The sequence below is a fragment of the Acinetobacter sp. WCHAc060042 genome (genome assembly GCF_003231195.1).
GTDB lineage: Bacteria > Pseudomonadota > Gammaproteobacteria > Pseudomonadales > Moraxellaceae > Acinetobacter.
Genome location: NZ_QKVN01000019.1, coordinates 39,372 through 57,076 on the forward strand (window position 1 = coordinate 39,372; position 17,705 = coordinate 57,076).

At 38.5% G+C, this 17,705-nt stretch carries 16 protein-coding genes; 6 read left to right on the plus strand and 10 right to left on the minus strand.

What is annotated here, in order from left to right; translation table 11 throughout:
• Window positions 1–38: 38 nt before the first annotated feature.
• Entirely contained in the window at window positions 39–1,565 is a 1,527-nt protein-coding gene (locus DPG01_RS09820) for a hypothetical protein (RefSeq protein WP_110974959.1), read from the minus strand.
• Between the two features lie 385 nt (window positions 1,566–1,950).
• On the opposite strand from DPG01_RS09820, the gene DPG01_RS09825 reads away from it, so the two are divergent.
• From DPG01_RS09825 to DPG01_RS09835, 3 genes are all read left to right on the plus strand, one after another.
• Window positions 1,951–2,424 (plus strand): hypothetical protein, encoded by a 474-nt coding sequence (locus DPG01_RS09825; protein WP_110974960.1) that lies wholly within the window; start codon window positions 1,951–1,953, stop codon window positions 2,422–2,424.
• 223 nt (window positions 2,425–2,647) lie between these two features.
• The gene (locus DPG01_RS09830) at window positions 2,648–3,226 is read left to right on the plus strand and encodes a DJ-1/PfpI family protein (protein WP_110974961.1); all 579 of its coding nucleotides are present in this window, start codon (window positions 2,648–2,650) and stop codon (window positions 3,224–3,226) included.
• A gap of 126 nt (window positions 3,227–3,352) precedes the next feature.
• Window positions 3,353–3,985 (plus strand): hypothetical protein, encoded by a 633-nt coding sequence (locus tag DPG01_RS09835; RefSeq protein WP_110974962.1) that lies wholly within the window; start codon window positions 3,353–3,355, stop codon window positions 3,983–3,985.
• 121 nt (window positions 3,986–4,106) lie between these two features.
• On the opposite strand, the gene DPG01_RS09840 is transcribed toward DPG01_RS09835, so the two are convergent.
• The 4 genes from DPG01_RS09840 to sbmA form a co-directional block, all read right to left on the minus strand.
• Entirely contained in the window at window positions 4,107–4,625 is a 519-nt protein-coding gene (locus tag DPG01_RS09840) for a hypothetical protein (RefSeq protein WP_110974963.1), read from the minus strand.
• Window positions 4,626–4,739: 114 nt separating this feature from the next.
• A complete protein-coding gene (locus DPG01_RS09845) occupies window positions 4,740–5,603 on the minus strand; it encodes a hypothetical protein (protein ID WP_110974964.1) in 864 nt (287 codons plus the stop codon).
• 59 nt (window positions 5,604–5,662) lie between these two features.
• Window positions 5,663–6,718, minus strand: coding sequence for a hypothetical protein (locus DPG01_RS09850; RefSeq protein ID WP_110974965.1), 1,056 nt, complete (start codon window positions 6,716–6,718; stop codon window positions 5,663–5,665).
• A gap of 140 nt (window positions 6,719–6,858) precedes the next feature.
• Window positions 6,859–8,052, minus strand: coding sequence for a peptide antibiotic transporter SbmA (gene sbmA / locus DPG01_RS09855; RefSeq protein WP_110974966.1), 1,194 nt, complete (start codon window positions 8,050–8,052; stop codon window positions 6,859–6,861).
• 453 nt (window positions 8,053–8,505) lie between these two features.
• Here sbmA and DPG01_RS09860 point away from each other — a divergent pair, with 453 nt between their 5' ends.
• A complete protein-coding gene (locus DPG01_RS09860; RefSeq protein ID WP_086208620.1) occupies window positions 8,506–8,700 on the plus strand; it encodes a hypothetical protein in 195 nt (64 codons plus the stop codon).
• Window positions 8,701–8,869: 169 nt separating this feature from the next.
• Here the strand turns inward: DPG01_RS09860 and DPG01_RS18830 are convergent, their stop codons facing one another.
• Both DPG01_RS18830 and DPG01_RS18835 read right to left on the minus strand, forming a co-directional pair.
• The gene (locus DPG01_RS18830; RefSeq protein ID WP_213065997.1) at window positions 8,870–9,292 is read right to left on the minus strand and encodes a YbaN family protein; all 423 of its coding nucleotides are present in this window, start codon (window positions 9,290–9,292) and stop codon (window positions 8,870–8,872) included.
• A 9-nt stretch (window positions 9,293–9,301) separates the two neighbouring features.
• Window positions 9,302–9,898, minus strand: coding sequence for a biliverdin-producing heme oxygenase (locus tag DPG01_RS18835; RefSeq protein ID WP_416332350.1), 597 nt, complete (start codon window positions 9,896–9,898; stop codon window positions 9,302–9,304).
• A gap of 280 nt (window positions 9,899–10,178) precedes the next feature.
• Between DPG01_RS18835 and DPG01_RS09870 the strand changes: the two genes are divergently transcribed.
• Window positions 10,179–10,724: an RNA polymerase sigma factor gene (locus tag DPG01_RS09870; RefSeq protein WP_086208621.1), complete on the plus strand. Its 546-nt coding sequence runs from the start codon at window positions 10,179–10,181 to the stop codon at window positions 10,722–10,724.
• Window positions 10,721–11,719, plus strand: coding sequence for a FecR family protein (locus DPG01_RS09875; protein ID WP_162622335.1), 999 nt, complete (start codon window positions 10,721–10,723; stop codon window positions 11,717–11,719). The genes DPG01_RS09870 and DPG01_RS09875 overlap by 4 nt, the downstream gene beginning before the upstream one ends.
• 1 nt (window position 11,720) lies before the next feature.
• Here DPG01_RS09875 and DPG01_RS09880 read toward each other — a convergent pair whose 3' ends face one another.
• The 3 genes from DPG01_RS09880 to DPG01_RS09890 all read right to left on the minus strand — a co-directional run bounded on the left by DPG01_RS09880 (window position 11,721) and on the right by DPG01_RS09890 (window position 17,645).
• Window positions 11,721–13,214 carry a porin family protein gene (locus tag DPG01_RS09880; protein WP_110974967.1) on the minus strand — a complete coding sequence of 498 codons (1,494 nt, stop codon included), beginning with the start codon at window positions 13,212–13,214 and terminating at the stop codon, window positions 11,721–11,723.
• Between the two features lie 70 nt (window positions 13,215–13,284).
• Window positions 13,285–14,103: a Slam-dependent surface lipoprotein gene (locus tag DPG01_RS09885; RefSeq protein WP_086208624.1), complete on the minus strand. Its 819-nt coding sequence runs from the start codon at window positions 14,101–14,103 to the stop codon at window positions 13,285–13,287.
• Window positions 14,104–14,432: 329 nt separating this feature from the next.
• Window positions 14,433–17,645, minus strand: coding sequence for a TonB-dependent receptor domain-containing protein (locus DPG01_RS09890; RefSeq protein ID WP_110974968.1), 3,213 nt, complete (start codon window positions 17,643–17,645; stop codon window positions 14,433–14,435).
• Between the last annotated feature and the right edge of the window lie 60 nt (window positions 17,646–17,705).

The window sequence follows — 17,705 nt, forward strand, 5'->3', positions numbered from 1 at the left end:
TTTTTGAAAAAGAAACCCGTCTTAGGACGGGTTTTCTTTTAACTACGGAGGGGATGATCAGATAGACTAACTCTTACATCTTGCATGTTATGATCATATAAAGCTTTTTTAAAATAAGATAAGTACTGAAATGAAGCAGGCCCAATATAAATATTCTTCCAATAACTCTTTAATTCAATATCATAATTCACGAATGTATATGTAAGTAAGTTATTAATATCGAAGATATTTTTAATCCTGGTATCACTAATATCAGTACAATAAATTACTCTACATTCTTCCTCTTCTTTAAATGCCGCATGCTTAAACAAAAAGCTAACCAAAGACAAAAGGCTTCCTATAGGACTATACATTTTAGAACTTTGATTATTAGTTATAACTTTAATATATTCTTTTAACTCGCGTAACAACCTCTTCACGTTCAACTCGTTATTTTCAATTGTTTTGTTATATTTCTTCCACTCCAGCTCAATACTAGAAGCACTCCACCCATCTGCCGTTAACTCTTTATAGAAACTTAATTTAGACCTCTTTGCCAATTCAAGATAATCTGAGTTAGGATCTAGATAACAGCATCTAAAAATTGGTAATTTATTGAATCTAAAAAATTCTTTACATCTTATTTCCTCTAACTCTGAAAACCTAATAAATTCCTGTATTTGAGCAGCTAGAGATGTATTAACTAACCCAAATAAATCAGTAATTAAAACCAAGCTTACACCAGACCCCTCTTTTTGATTAGTTTTTCCATATAATCTAAACTGATTAAGATGATTATGATTAAATGTATAACTAGTTAAAAAATTAAGACTTTCACTATCAATACTTGGGTTTAAATTTAAATATGTATCTAATAACTTCCCTTCTGTTCGATCATTCATAAATTCTGTCGAATTTATTCTTAATCTTGCTTTAGATTTAAAAAGAAGATCATTGGCAACAGCAATAGAAGTATAATGTGCTACTTTTCTCTCATAAGAAAAATCAGGGCTTAACCCTAATAATCTCAAAATTTGTAGAACCCTCAAAACTAATAAACTTTGAAGAATATCACCTTGCTTTATATCAAAATTAAGAAACTCACTAAATGAGTAACTATATTCTTCTTTCAGAATTTCCAAGCCAATTTTGTGTTTACTTTCATCTAAGAAATCTTCTCGATTAAGAAAATGAAAAAAGAAACTAGATAAAAATTTTGCTAAGTTGTTTCTATCTGGAAAAATAAAATTTTTATGCAAAAGCTTTAAAGCTTTCTCCCTATTTTCTTTATATTGAATAATCGAATAATAGGTAGTAACTAAACGCATAAAAAAGGAATATTCATTAAAAATGGAATTTTTCCCATAGCTAAATTCTTTTTTATTTTCTATTAACTCTATTTTTTCTTCAGCACTATAATTTTTACTTTCTATTAGATTCAATAATTTTTGTAGTTCACTCTTTATAAAATTATATTTATGTTCTAAAACTTTTGGATCAACCCAGTCTTTTTCAAATTTAGACTCCAGTGAAAGTATTGCCCATTTCTTCAAAGACAGAATATCATCAATAAACTCAGTATTCATATTTAATAAAATTTATACTTATCTCGAGATAAATTATAACAATAAAATCATATGTATATCAAAATATTATCTTCTATCATCAAACTTGAAGACTTGGGACGGATTCAACTTTCAAAGTCATTTTTTATGCGTGACTTCCACCCCCTCATCCCCCGCCTTCTCCCACTGGGAGAAGGAGCTTTCATTGTAAATTTGATAGCACCATATATTTAATAATGAATGTTCCCTCTCCTTTTTAAGGAGAGGGTTAGGGAGAGGTATTTAAAAATTCAAAACTCTGCTTCGTATAGCTAAAACTACCTATCTAATTCCCAAAAAACTACTACACTAAGCGTATTCTATTAATTAAAAAATCCACTACTTTCAAAAAATCAAAGGACAAAAAATGAAAACTATCATACTTACACTTTCCACTCTTGCCTTCCTTAGCACCACCATCTTTGCAGAAACCAAGCCCAATGTTCCAGCTAAAGATGCTAGCCAAATCTTTAAAGCCGCAGGCTTTTCAAAAACAAAACATGGCTGGGAAGGTAGCTGCGACACAGGTGAAATCACCACATACAAAGACCTCAATGCTGACGGTCTAAAAGACGCAGTCATTTCAGACTACAGCACCATGTGCTATGGCAATACAGGTGTTGGTTACCACATCGTTGCTCAGCAAAAAACGGGAACATGGAAACTCATTTTTGAAAACATGGGCATCCCTACTTTTCTAAAAACCAAAGGAAAAGACGGCTGGCCAGATATTGAAAATGGTGGCCCCGGATTTTGTTTTGCAGTTTACCGCTGGAATGGTCAAAAATATGATGTCAACCGTTATGAATATAACGGCAAAGCCTGCACATTAGACTATTAACATGTGAGCATAGTAAATTTCATATCAGTGAATATATAAACTGATTGATTCAACACGCTTTTACAGACAGTGATAACGCCTCAATTACTTGGAGCTTTTTTATAAAAATGACCTCAGCTATACGACTAAAGAGCACTGAATGACTTAAAAATGACATCTGAACTGTGCTAATTTAGATCAAAATTGAACATAAATATGCACAAACAATAAAAAGGGTTTAAAAATGTCTAAACAAATTTTAATGCTCGTCGGTGACTATGCTGAAGACTATGAAACCATGGTGCCTTTTCAGTTTTTAACAGGTCTCGGTTATACCGTACACGCAGTCTGCCCCGATAAAAACGAGGGCGAAAGCATCGCCACAGCTATTCATGACTTCGAAGGCGAGCAAACCTATAGTGAAAAACGCGGTCATAACTTTGCGATCAACTACAACTTTGAAGCGGTACACACTGCGGACTATGTCGGTTTAGTCATTCCCGGTGGTCGTGCGCCCGAATATTTACGTATGAATGAACGTATCCTTGAAATCGTACGTGAGTTTGATACTGCAGAAAAACCAATTGCAGCGGTTTGTCATGGTGCACAAATTCTTGCAGCAGCCGATGTACTCAAAGGCCGTACTTGTTCAGCCTACCCTGCGTGCGCAGCCGAGGTGAAACTAGCAGGCGGGACTTATGCAGACATTGAAGTGAGTGAAGCTGTAACCGATGGGCACTTGATCACAGCACCTGCTTGGCCTGCACACCCTGCTTGGATAGCGCAGTTTATTCAAGCTTTAGGGGCGACTGTGACGATTTAATCGTCCTTTTGCGAAATAAAACTTTTATCAAAAAATAGAATTTTTGATCTTTTAATTTATTGAAAAGTCTCGATTTATCGAGACTTTTTTATATAATAAAAACATCATAATTTTTGAATAATAAAAATGGAATTCATCAATCCTATAGCAGCTCTTATTGCACTCATTATCGCTATTTTCTCAATTCCTAAAACACTTCATGCAATCAATGAACATAAGCGTAAAAAATTCAAAGATGAGTTAGATTTTTATAAAGAATATTTAGACAATTATTATCAAAAAACTGAATCGGAGCTTTCTTTATTACTGAAAGACAAAGCAGCACAAACGCTCACTCGTTCAACAGTCATTAGTGCAAAATTAGCCGATTACTTTATCTTGTTACACGAACAGAAAAAACTGAATTTCCAAGACGTGACAGATGCTTTTCATTTTGGACATAAATATATTCATGTTGATGAAGAACGCTTAGTTTTCTCACCCAAAATTAATCAAATCAAGTTTAGGAAAAACCTTTATTATTTAATCATCCTTGCGTTACTTGCTTATATCTACGTTCTGTACGGAACAAATGCTGGAGAGAGTTTTCATATTGTAGTAAGGAGTTTAGGTACTATTTTTTCTATTATTTTATGTATTCAGTTTTTGGATAAAATTTTAAACTTAGAAGAAAGTGCTAAATTTTTTGAGATAGTGGATAAGGCTCAAGCTCAAGTAAAGTCAACTACTCAAAATGACGTTTTAATTGGAGACAACTAAGCGATTCAATGCGGTGTTTTTTCCAATTGAACACTCATTCTTAATTCTTATATTTTTAGAAACAGCAGTGCTTTAAGTTCACTTAGAAATAAGAAACTTGAAGCACTGCTAGAAAATACAACTACCTCGTCACACCCAACTTATTCCAAATTTCTGGGGTTAAAAAAGTCGTCACCAATTTATTCAGATCTACATAGCGCAGTACACCTTGCAACTGCCCTTTCACTTCAGGATTCTTTAAAATTTCCTCACCTGTAATCTGCCCAAGTTCCTGAAAACTGTCTCCAACCGCTTGTATGCCTTCTGCTTGTATCACAGCTTTGGTCTGCGCTGAACATTGCTCCACCAAAATGCGCTGTAAAACCTGTGCGAGGTTTTTATCTAACTGTGTACGCTGTGCATCGGTGACATTGCTATACACCTTCAGATCTGGATGTGCAGCCAGTGCCGCAAACGTCCACTGTAACACGGTGGTTTTATCTGTTGCTGTCGTTGACTTCACCAAACAATTACTCAGTTGGTCGACTGTGGTACTGGCTGTTGCAACTTGGACTGAACCACACAATGCTGCTGCTAAAACGGCATGACGAAAAATAGCAGAAGACCGACCACGTAAAATGCTTAAAACAGGCTGTGACATAAACTCAACTCCAATCAACAATTGCATTCTTTGTATCACAAAGCCCGTCAATCAGCCTGTTATGGAACTGTAAAATTACCGCGTAATTGAAGCAAAAAGATAAAGTCGCTTCATTCAAGTGATTTCTATATTCAACTCAGCAGATTCAAACGCATCGAGCTGTGGATGAATGGTCGGGCATGCGTTCCAAAACCAATAGAAGTAACCTTTGGGATCAAGCAGAGTATGCATCTGTATCATAGATTGACCACTTTCGGCTTTCCAACACGCTAAAGCAGCATTACGGTTATTATGTAAATCAACAAATTCAGGAGCGACTTGCTTCGGCATTTCAGGAATATAAAGCGCGTCGCCATGTTCCACCCACAAATCAGCCAAGTAAATTTTTCGATCTTTAGGAAAATAGCGCCCTACTGAAATCACCAACGGTAATTGATTGGGGTCGGTCGAAGCAAATACATGCGGAAAATCATGATGTTCCAAGTCTGTGATGACAAAAGGATATAAGGTTTTCTCGGTCAGATTAGCCTGAGATGAATCGTAAGGAAAAAAGTGACCTGCCATCATGCCATAACGATATTCAATTTGAGATAGCATCTGCTCTGTTGCGACAACTGCAATCGCTTGTCCTGCTTTGACTAAAGTCATACCAAATGCAGCGGCCGTTTCAGGCGTGGCTTTGAGTGGCATAAACTCAAAGGTGGTTCCTGCGAACGCAAGCTGAGTTTGTTCCCCCCAATCGGTTTGGATCGTTTCAATCTCTTCAGGCACAGCATATACATGCCCCATACTCATACTGGCATTGGTCGATGATGCAGAAATGAGTTCAATAGCATCTGACAGATCAGCTAAAAACTCAGGAGTCCCACCATTATTGTAAAAATATGGTTGAGCAGAAATATCAACATCTATTTCTTGCAAAGTCTGATCCAACAAAGGCGCAGTAAAATAGGTGGCTGGGTTTGTGACATGACTCATGATCGAGTTCCTTTGGTTTAGATGCCCACATGAAGTCCTGTCAAAAATAGCCGAAAATATTACTTCATTTGTTTGAGCATATTTTTAGCACCTGTATGGTTATGGTTTTTGGCTAAGTTCTGTAACACGTACTTTGCCTGCCCTTTAGGGTTAGAAAAACGACTGCTATAACTTGGGATGCTGGTTAAACAACGTGCAACTAATATGCCTGATTCGGTATAAACATTTGAGGCATCTGAACCTGGTAAACGCCCATAGTTATATGCGCGTTGTGCATTATTACAAGCAGTGACTTGGTTGCGACCACTGTTAATATCACGGCGAGCTGCCACATACAGTTTGGTCTGTTGCTGTTGTGGTGTTTCTACAGCTTTGCTGACCTTAGGTTGTTCTTCGACTTTAGTTTCCTTTTTGCTCTCCACTTCTTTTTTCGGCTCTTCTTTTTTCACCTCTGACTTTGTCTGCGGAGCTTTGATCACTGTTTTCTTCGTTACAGTACTAGGTGTGGTATTTCTTGGTGCTTGTCCGTGTTCAGCCAAGACTTTAGTTTGTAGATTCACCACACGAGTATCATTGGAACTTGGTAGTTTACGTTCAGACAAAGCCTCTACGCTGACTTGCCACTGTTCACCATTTTTAAGCTGACAACGAAAAGTACCCGTTCCCTGTTTTAAACTGTTATAAGTGCGAAGTAACTTTTTCGCCCACGGATCTTTCACTAAGCTAAAACTACTTTTTTGTGTCTGAGTAAAACGTCCACCATGGGCTTGGCAATACTGACTGAACATGGTTCGTGGATAGAGCACCTCAATGTCTTTTTCATTTTGTACACCCACTTTGTGGTACACATATTCTTTGCTACTTTTGTCAGTATCATTAATTTTTCGTTCTACAATGAGTTCTTGTGGTGATGCAATATTTGTAAACGGTTCTTGTGCTATATTTCCCAGACTAGTACAGCCCTGTAACACACTCCCCAAAACCCCAAATACCCATAAAATTTTATAATTCACTACGACTTTACTCTTAAACACCCGCATAAAAACATTAGCGGAAAGATCATAAAATAACAAACTCAAACTACTGTTTTTATTATTTATTTTAGCTTGATGAATACATCAAAATGATGTGTTTTATGATAAATTCAACACCATTTAATCAATTTAGTTTGAACCATACAACACAAGTTATAGACAAAACGATGCTTGAGCACATAAAAAAACCTGCCCTAGAGGCAGGTTTAAAAACAATGGGTTTATTCGTCAAGTGTCGACTCAAAAGCTTTCAAACGTTTATAAATCGAAAGTAGCTCAATAATGGTTTTCCATGACATGATGAGATATTGAAATGACTCACGGACTTTATCAAATACATTACCAATTTGATTGATTAAACCAAGAGTCATTTTCCCAGCTGCAATCGCAGGAAATAGCACAACAAGACTATATAAAATGTCCAATTGTTTATACCAAGTTGCCACTAAGTTGAAATAAGCATAGTGAAAATACAAACGGAAATAGTTTTTACGTACCCGACTAAACAGTTCAGTCAATGTCGCGGGTTGAGCACGATCTGCATGATCTTCCCCATAAACCAATTCTTTACGATACGCAGCTTCAACTTTTTGGTTATTAAACTCTAAACCTGGTAGTTTGTTTCCCACCACCATTAACAGAACTGTACCAAAAATAGCCCAAATAATGGCCGCCCACACTAAAGAATGCTTTACTTCACCAACGACGGGTAGCTCTGGTACATGTTTCGATAACTCGAACAAAATTGGAAGAAAAGCCACCAATACCATTACTGCTTTGATCAACTCTACGCCCAAATCTTCCATAATCGTGGCAAAACGCATGGTGTCTTCTTGTACACGTTGTGATGCCCCCTCGATATGACGCAATTTTTCCCAACGCTCGGTGTAATATTCATTCATCGCTGTACGCCACCGGAACACATAGTGACTGGTAAAAAAGGCATTGATCACCGCGAAAGTCACTGCAATCATGGCAATATACAAGAAAGTCAAAGTCCCCATATAGAGTTCTTTGATATTCCCTCCTTTACCCAGCATGCCTTGAATCGTATCCCAAAAAGGACCGTACCAAGCATTGATTGCAACACTCACTTGTACACCAAACCAAATGTTAAACAGAATAAATGCAGAACCCCAGATCGACCATCTTTGCCACTTATTGTCTGAAAAAAAACGCCAGAACGAGGCAAAGAGTGCTGTTGCTATAAAAAACCATAGGTAAAACCAAAGAAAGGAAGACGACCAAAAACGGCTTACACCAATAGGCAGTTCAGCGGTTGCATATCCTTGTGGCCATCCTATAGCACTTCCCCATGTGTTGCCTCCCGTATACCACAGTACGACATTGATCACAGACCACAGTAATACTGAAAGGAAGAACCATTTAGGGCTTGGGAAAAATGACTTAAACATGAACGATGTATATCCCTTTTATTTTTAAGGTATGCAATCCCTGCATACTAATCCTTATTTCTTAATTTAGTACAATCGCATTACAGCAAGTTTGTACACTTTACTTATCCTGATTTGGTTATACGTTATTTTATTTAGATACAAATCTACAAGTCCTCATCTAGATATTTTTATAACCCCGAAGTCAATACCCAGTTAAATCAAATAAGATCAATAATTTAAACGAAAATATCTGAGCATTCTTTGCACTTAGATGTTTTTTGTCTGCTGTAGGTTTCTTTGGCCCTAAAGTGAAAGCCATTCTTTAGATTTAAAATTTCTATGTATATAAAAATGCGCCAAGCTTATCTTTCGATTACTTTTTGATTTAATGGATAAAAGATCATTTTTACACACATAAAAATTACTTCATGTTAGTATCGAGACATTAAAAAAAATTGTTGGGTCTGTTCCATGGAAACACTAGTACTTGAACTGATAAAACCACTAACACTGACAAAAGAAGACTTTCCGCCCATTAACTTTGAAGAAGGCACCATTTTAAAAGTCATCATGAAAACCCCAACGGGTTACCTTGTGACAGCGGATTCACGTTTTAATTTTACTGTCTCTTATGATGATGAAAATCAAATCTGGCAGAAGCTCTAGTTTAAGCCTCTTCTCTTAGAAAAATAAAATTTACTCAAGCAGATAAAAATAAACATTCATCTTTTTTATAGATTTAAAACTGATTGTTTTTATTAAAATTTGGGTTCTTCATACCCTGTCAGCACATGAATAGCGTGCTGATAGTTTTCTACACTTATTGATTTTATGATTATTTTTTCCACCAAATCCAAATTTGCACAGCGATCATAATAATAATTGCAATACCGACAAAATAAGGATGTGGTACTTTCCAAAGCATAAGTCCAGCAGCAAGGCTCATACTCAACAAAGAAAGTATTTTCGCTTTTGTCGGTAAGGTTTTATGTTCTTTCCATTGTTGTAAAATGGGACCAATAACCCGATTCTGTACAATCCAACGATGTAAACGCGCCGAACCTTTAGCAGCAAAAATAGTGGCTAAAAAATAAAAATCAAAAGTAGGTAAACCAGGAATAATGATTCCTAATGTGCCTATAGCCAAACAGACCCAAGCAAGCCCAATACACACCCAACGTACCCAAATTGATTTTGCAAGATTTGAATCTGAGTCATCCTTATGTTTGGATATTGAACTTAACTCGGTATTTTGCATGTCTGCCTCTTACTTCAATTGTTCTAAGTCTGCTAACAATTGACCAAAGCGAGAAAAGCCTTGCATCGCGCCCTCAATAACCTGATCTTGCTGCTCTTGACTGAAGTTGGCATCATCCATAGCCTGCTTAAAACGTTTCCAGACCACAGCGCGCCCCTCTGGATAAGCAGCTAAATTACGCGCAGCAAAGTCAGCGCTAAAACCAAACTGGCTCTGCGCTGCTTTAAATAAAAATGCTGCACCTAAAGTCGAACCTTCAGACACATAGATCCAGCCCAAAGCTTGAGGAAAGCTGACATGATCTGTTGCAATGCTACTGGATTGAGGTGCTAACCCTAGATCTTTTAAGTCCAACAGCGCAGCATCTGAACGACCACGCACATCTAAGTCTGGGATAATACGTACCACTTCAGGATGTGCATATAAGTGTTCAACATCTTTCTGGAAATAATACTGAGATAAAGTAAAGCGCGCATAGTTACTTTGGTTTTCAAAGACTTTTGCTTGTGCCATTAACTGTTCCATTCGATCATGTTCTGTCGAAGTTTCCGTTTTTAGACGCTGTGACAGACTTGTTTCTAGCTGCGGGTTCATACTGGTGGTCACGTTTAAATCCTATGGTTCCTGTTTGTACTGATTTCCACGTTTGTTCTTTTCAGAATTTCCCAACAACTCGAATCACGCTTTCGGATCTCTTGAGATTGATGATTTTTCTAAACTGTAAAACTGGACTTATACATATAGACGAACAAAAAGTTCAAAATACGCAAAAATAATTTAACTTTCTTCTCTGTACTGAAAAATCGTCTTTTTTACTTTACGCACTATTGCATTTGGACACATTATAAATGATAATCAATATCATTTAAACCCTTGGGGAAGTATTATGTCTCCTTCCACCTCTTCCAAAGCACAGCAACAGTTAATTGGTGAACTTTATCTTCAGCACCATGACTGGTTAATTCAATGGCTCAGATATCGCATTCGGCATCCCTTTAATGCTGCCGATATTGTGCAAGATACTTTTGTGCGTTTAATCCAAGCCAAACATAAGTTGGCTTCGATCCAAGAACCCAAAGCCTATCTCATCAATATTGCAAAACACGTTTTGATTGATCAGCATCGACGTAATGTAATTGAAACCAATTACTTAAAAAATCTCTACGATGAAGCTCAATTAGGACAAGAGCTAATTCAAGACAACACTATTGAAGACACCATACAAATTCTGGATTTTCTATCGGTTGCCTTAGGTAAAACCACCGCTAAAGTGCGCCAGTCCTTTATTCTTTATTATATTGAAGGCTATAGCCAAACTGAGATTGCTGAATTAACAGGAAAATCACTGCGTAGCATACAAGGCTATTTAGCCGATGGACTCAGTCTCTGTTATGAGCTACGCCATAAAATGCACGCAGAATGCGAAGAATGAAAGACGCTCGGCATATTCGTAAAGAAATTGCCCTTTGGGTGATTCGACTCAACTGTGACAACCCAACTGAGCGTGCACAAGTTCAGCAAGAGTTTCAGGCTTGGCAAAAAAATCATCCGCAATATCTGCCCTATTTTGAAGAATTTCGAGACTTTGATCTTGAAATGCAGAACCTATCACGCCAGCAAAACCTACATGGTGAAACTGTCGAACAAACCTTTCAAGCCATTGAGCATGAACAACAAAAAGTTATCTCATTGTTTAATCAGGCTGTTTTCTCACTGATGGCCATCAGTTGTCTTGGTTATTTGAGTTTTACTTATATTCCCTTTTCTTATTATTTTGCAGACTATAAAACTGCAACCAGTGAAGTGAAGAATATTGTACTCGATGATGGCTCAATGCTGACCCTCGCGCCTAAATCAGCGATAAAAGTGGATTACACCACTGGGCAAAGAAGAATCGAATTGATCCAAGGTGATATCTATGTTGATGTCGCTAAGAACCCTGCTCGCCCTTTTATCGTCCATACAAAACAAGCTGACTATCAAGCACTTGGTACACGTTTTATTGTCAACCAATATACCGATACAAGTGCACTGAATATGTTGCATTCACGTGTTCAAGCCCGTGCTAATCTGACTGCTCAGGCTAAGCCTTTAATTGTTTCAGAAGGTCAACGGATACAAGTTGACGCTCATGGCCTTGGAAAAATTGAAGTCTTTGATACACAAATGTTCAAAACTTCATGGCAAATGCAACAAATTCAGGCCAATGAACTGGCTTTACCTGATCTTCTCAATCGCTTAAATGCTTACCATAGTGGCTACATGATTTTTAATGAAAAAGAACTCAGCCAAATTAAAGTGACGGGGATTATTAACCCTCAACAAGACTTGCTTGGAACACTGCAATTGATCCAGTTACAGTACCCTCAGCTTGAGTTTTTTCAAATCGGAAACTATGTGACCTACGTCAAAATGAAAGCCTCTTAATTTAAAATTTGTACTCAAACTTTAAGCTTAAACTTTGCTTATCATTGCTATATAGCCAGTCTACATTGCTTTTATTTTGGTTATAGTTGTAGGTTAAATTGGGGGTCAGACCATATAGTGTGAATTTGGGCATTTGCAGTACCGCTGTATAATTCTGTTCAAAATCATGACGTCGGGTATCAAAGCCAAAACCATTGACATATTGATCGTACTGTCTCCAACGTAAAGAGCTAAACACAGTCAAGTTGATTCCATCTAGGATCGGTTTACTCAACCCAAAGCGAATACCTTGTTGTTCATAGGCTGCAAAATACTGTTCCTCAGTATTGTGATCGACATAGTCTAATCCTGAAAACAACGTCCACTGCTGTGGTAGAACTTTCCAAAAGGTCACAAATATCGACTTTTCAATGCCACTCTGTTTTTCATATAAGATATGATCGACATCTTCAATTTCTGCTTCCAGTTTTAAGGCCTTATCCTGTCCGATAAAACGCATCCATTCTGCCCGCATACCATAAGCATTTGACAAAGTATCATTGGCATAGCGCCGATGTTCAAACACTGGTGCAACTAAAATTTGATTACGTGGGTTCTGAAAACTATAGCCTGCATTAAAATTGAGGGTAGCTTCATTATAGTCACTTTGCTTTTGATAACTTTTTCCATAACCCAGCGCCTTGAATGCAAATCCATGCTGTCCTACAAGTGACCAACGTTTACTGATGACTGTTTCATAGTCGAATGCACTTGCATCAATCGGATCTGGAGTACCCTGCTTTAAGTCCCGAATAATATATTCACCATTTGCATCCACCCCGACAATGGTGGGTACCAGTGTATAGCGCTCGGAAGAGTTATTAATATTGGTTGCATGACGTATCCCCAAAGCAACGTTACCTTGCCATGTATCACGTTGATCTAAAGTTTTTAAATATGCGTCGATGCTGTGATTAATATTGTGACTGATTTGATCATTTGCCCCCGCTAAATGCTGTTTCACTTGTTCAAACAACTGTTTGGCTTCTTTATTTTTTTGTTGTTCTGTCCATAATCTTGCCAATTCCAAACGAATCATCATATTTTCAGGCTGCAATTCTAAGGCCTGCTGAAATAGGTGCTCAGCTTGTTGCGCCTGACCTTGTACTCTTGCCAGTGAGGCTTGCGCAAAATAAGCCAAAGACAGGTCATGATCTTTAAAATTTAAATAGCGATTTAAGTAAATCTGAGCAGCCTGCCACTGTTTTTGCATGACTGCAATGTATAAAGCACGTCCAACCTCCTCCACATTTGGCTGAACTTGGACGGCCTCCCCATCAATCACCATCGTCGGTAATGGATGAGAATCTATGTTTTGTTGCTGTTTGAACTGTTGTTCTATTTGTAATTGCTGTTGTTGTAATTCTTGGTTCAAACGCAACTGAGTGTCGTCATCTGCTGCATATATATGTTGTTGACTTAAAAAGAATATGCCAATTAACCATTTTTTTTTCATTACTCACACTCAAAAGATAAAACATAGAAATATGAAAGACCTACCGAAGTAAGTCTTTCACGCCTTTCAATTAGGGAGTATATGAAGTCTGAACACCACCAAAGGCTGTATCTAAATTACGGTCATCAAACTGGGCAATACCCGCTAAAGAACCAGTATTGGTCGCTTGGTTACCAAAGAAGTGACCCGATGCATCACCTGCGATTGAACCGTTTGCAGTCGCAGTTCCATAGAAGCTTGCTGAGCTTGCATCAATATCAGCATTCACTTGTAGGCTGCTTACCGTTCCTGTACCTGTTAATTGGCCCGTCAAAGTTGCATTATTGAAGTTTGCTGTAAAGGTATTGGCACCTGTGGCAGTCAAGTTGTTTCCATTGTTAATGCCACTCACGCTATAGGTTGCAGTACCTGCATTCGGTACTGATGCGCCAGTATTGTTGCCAATATAGAAAACTGTACGGGTTGCTGCATCAGCAGCACCTGTATAGTTTCCAGCACTGTCTTTCACCTCTTTGGCCCATTCGCCAAACCAAACATCATTGCTTGCAGCGGGGCTTACATTCTTGAACTTCCAAACACCGAGACCTGTATGTGGAAATGGAATACTGGCCAAATCAATCCCTGCAGCCAACCCATAGATGCCTGTTGCAGGATCATAAGTACCGCCATAATTTGGATTATTAATAAAGCTAACCAGATGATCTTCAAATGATGCTTTTAAGTTCAATAACTGACCTTGGACACCCCCTGCTGCTGTGCCAGAAAGGTTATACGCTGAGCCCAATAACAAATTGGTCGTGTCCGATTGACCATAAACCAAGGCTGCTTGTGCAGAACCCATTACGCCCAATGAAGCAATCATTGCCAGTGTAAGTTGCTTAAATTTCATTTGTTCATTTCCTTTTATTTAGAATTTAAGATCATCAATAATTAAATGATAATCTTAATGATTATTATTTACATATTTGGATTGTATTTATGCTTGATTCAATTCTCTAGATGTAAAGCATAAAAAAGATCGGGCTATGTAAATTGTCAATTAAACTGTACGAATACAGTTTTGTTATTTTCCATACATCCACATGTGAATACATGGACTCTCTACTGAAGGTTCAGCCTATATAGAGTGCCCAACCTTCGGTATTACTTTGAATATTTCAAAACATTTAGCTTTAGAATATTCATATATTAATCAAGGTAATAACCTTCTATTTCAAATTAAAACTTATAGCTCAATGCCAATTTAAAGGCACGACCTGGAGCCGCAACCGCAGAACGGGTTAAAGGATCTAAGTAGTATTGATTGGTTAAGTTGGTACCAATTAGGTCAAGACCTAAATGCTCACTGTGTTGGTAGTGTGCATAGGCATCGACGGTTAGCGTGTCATCCCATTGCAAAGGTGCGTTAAACCAAGCCACCAATTCAGTTCCAATATAAGGATGGTCATAGCCTTCAAAATAATTCAGACGTGTGCCTAGCTCTAATTTGTTATCCAATAACCGTGTGCCGAGGGTTAGGTTCGCTTGGTATTCTGGTAAGGCCATATTGACCAAATAACCTGTTGGGAAACCATAATTGATACAGGTTTTTGCTACACCCGACATAGTCATGGCGTCTAGACTGGCAAGCAGACCTGAACTTTCATCGCAGACTTCATTTTTTGAGTTATAAACCAAGGATAAATCGGTAAAGTATTTACCATTGTCAAAACGCCCTGAAAACTCATAACCTTCGACTGTCTGTTTATCAATATTGCTAAATTTCAGTTGGTTATTACGTTCAATTACATCTTCTGTTTTATTATGAAAATATGCCAGTTTGATGTCTGCATGCCCTTTTTGTAAGTTAAACAAATCCTTCATGTTATATACATAAGCCAGTTCAAAATTGTGGGCATGCTCGGGTTTTAGATCATAACCTGACTGTGATGCCGAAAACCCTAAAGTCGTTTCAAACATGCTCGGCATGCGATAGGCTTCAGTATAGTTAATATAAAAACGGTTGTTCGGATTCAATGTAATGGCTGCCGAAACAGCAGGTGCCCAATTTTTATGGTCTTTTTTCTTTTTCACCACAGTTGAGTTAGTCTCTGTGACTTCAGAAGAACTGACATCAGGCTGACCATTGGTATTGAGCGCCAAGTCTTTTTGACTTAAGTCGACTGTTCCATTTAAGAATGGATTGTTCTCTGCATGAAACTTGCCATCTGCGTCGGCATACCAGTAATGTACCCCTTTAAATTGGTAGGCTTTTCCAATGGCACGTTTGGCACGGTTGCGTAGCGCAAGATTAACGCCCCCCCAATCATAAGCAAAAGCTCCATTTTGATCCATTTCATCAAACATTTCTTGGGTATAGACATCGACGTTTTCCGTATAAGACAGTTTCTGCCCAATGGTCCGTGTGGTTTCCGATAAACCCGCAATGCTGTCTTTATTGCCATTTAAAAAGTCATCAAAAGAACTATACGAAACCGAGCGGGCGCCTGCCGTTAAGTTCAGCCATGACGTCGCCTGCCAATCAAAGTTAAACCAATATTGATTTTCTGAACGATGTCCTGCTCGTGGCAACATACGAAAAGCAGAGGTGCCCTGACTATCGTTGATATATTCATCTTTGGTGGTCAGTTTTTCACGCGTTAAATCCGCTCCAACAGTTAAACTTAAGGCATCCATAAAGTTAAACTTGTTGCTGAGACTCACGCCCTTATGAGTGGTTTTTGCATCGGTAAATGCGGTGTCAAGAATGGTAAAACCATCACCTGGACTTCTGTCTCGAACACCATCCCCATCACGGTCGACATTGGCTTCCCAAACATAGTCCCGTTTTGAAATCCAGTTCACGAAACCACCTGCCGAATAGGTTTGTGATTCTGTATCGGTCTGAAATAAGTTTGCACTGAAATCAAGCCAACGACTATTTTCAGGGTTAAATCTATATTTTAAACTATAAGCTTTCGTACTTACTTCGCTTACAGGCCACTGTGGAACATTGTCTTGGGTTTGCCACATAATTCGCGAAGGCATAATTTCGCCATAAATGGTGTTGGTATCTCGATAGGTCAGTTGTAGCGCATGATCATCGTTTGGTCGCCAGTTCCCCTTTAACAGCCAAGATTCCATACGATTAGAAGTATTAGTGACCTCATTGCCCGGTTGCCAGACCGTTGCCATATAAGGTACCAGCCCTGTATTGTAATCAATGTTGCTACGATCGCCCTGCTTAAAAAAGTCACTATTATGCTTTCCTGCAAAGTAGTTGCCACGGTCTCGATAGGCATAAGCTGCAAGCAAATCAAATTGATCTTGTTTGGTCGCCACCGCAATACGAAGTGCCTGATCTTCTAAATGTGTGAGTTTATTGTCACTACTGGTTTTCGGCGTTACTTGACCCAATGGATCTTCACCATTATAACTGCCGAGTTTCTCCCAACCTTTAGATTCTGCGACATCACGATAATCTTGCCCATGATAAGAATGCATTTTTTGGGCTTTGGTGGTATTCGTCGCCCCTTCTACTTTAATTTCAGCACCATAGCGCTGTCCTTCACGTACAACATCATCTGCTTCTAAAGTCTTAACCGATACCCCACCCGCAATGCCTGTTTTCACATCACGATCTAAAACTGAGCCTTTCACCACTTGAATCGAGCTGAGTAAATTCGGATCAATATAACTGCGACTATTAGCACCGTTGTAGCCACGCCAGACCGTCATCGACTGTTCTGTTCCATCAATCGTGACGGGTACACGTCCCTGCCCTTGCATACCCCGGATATTCGGATCTAAAGCCCCACTATTACGAGCATCGCCACTATACACATTCGACATTCCTTTCAGTAAATCTGAAGGCGTCGTTCCTTTAAAACGCTCAATCGCTTCTTTGCCTGCATAGACGGTCGAAATATTTTTATCATAGACATCATCATAGCCTTGCTCATCTCGTTCTTTTTCGCCACTAAAACTGAGGGCTTCGAGCTGTACATGAACAGAATTTGGGTTTTCCACGTTGAGAGCCTGTGTACTTTGCGACTCAGGCAATGCTTGTGCAATGACCTTATTTTGTGCTGTATCTGACTTTGATGTAGTCGGAGCTTCTTTTAACAAATAACCTGTCGCATTTTTTTGCAAACTAAAAGGCGTATCTTTTAATAAATGCTGGAAAGCTTCGTCGGCTGTGTATTTTCCATTTAAAGCAGGTGCTTGGAACAGATTGGTTTTTTTCGGGTCGAGTAACAAAGTCACATTGGCTTTCTGCGCAACCAAATTCAACGCACTGGTCAAATTACCCTGTGGAATGTGGTAATTCATTTCAGCAACGTGTGGTGCCGCTGAAACAGACTGCATAGCCAATGTCGATGAAATGGCTAGTGATATACAGAGACTTAAATATGTCACCTGCTGTTTAAATTGTTTTGATGAATGCCCCATGCCCCGACCCAAAATAAGTAAATGATAATCATTAACCAAGCAAGCGTATATAAATCCCTT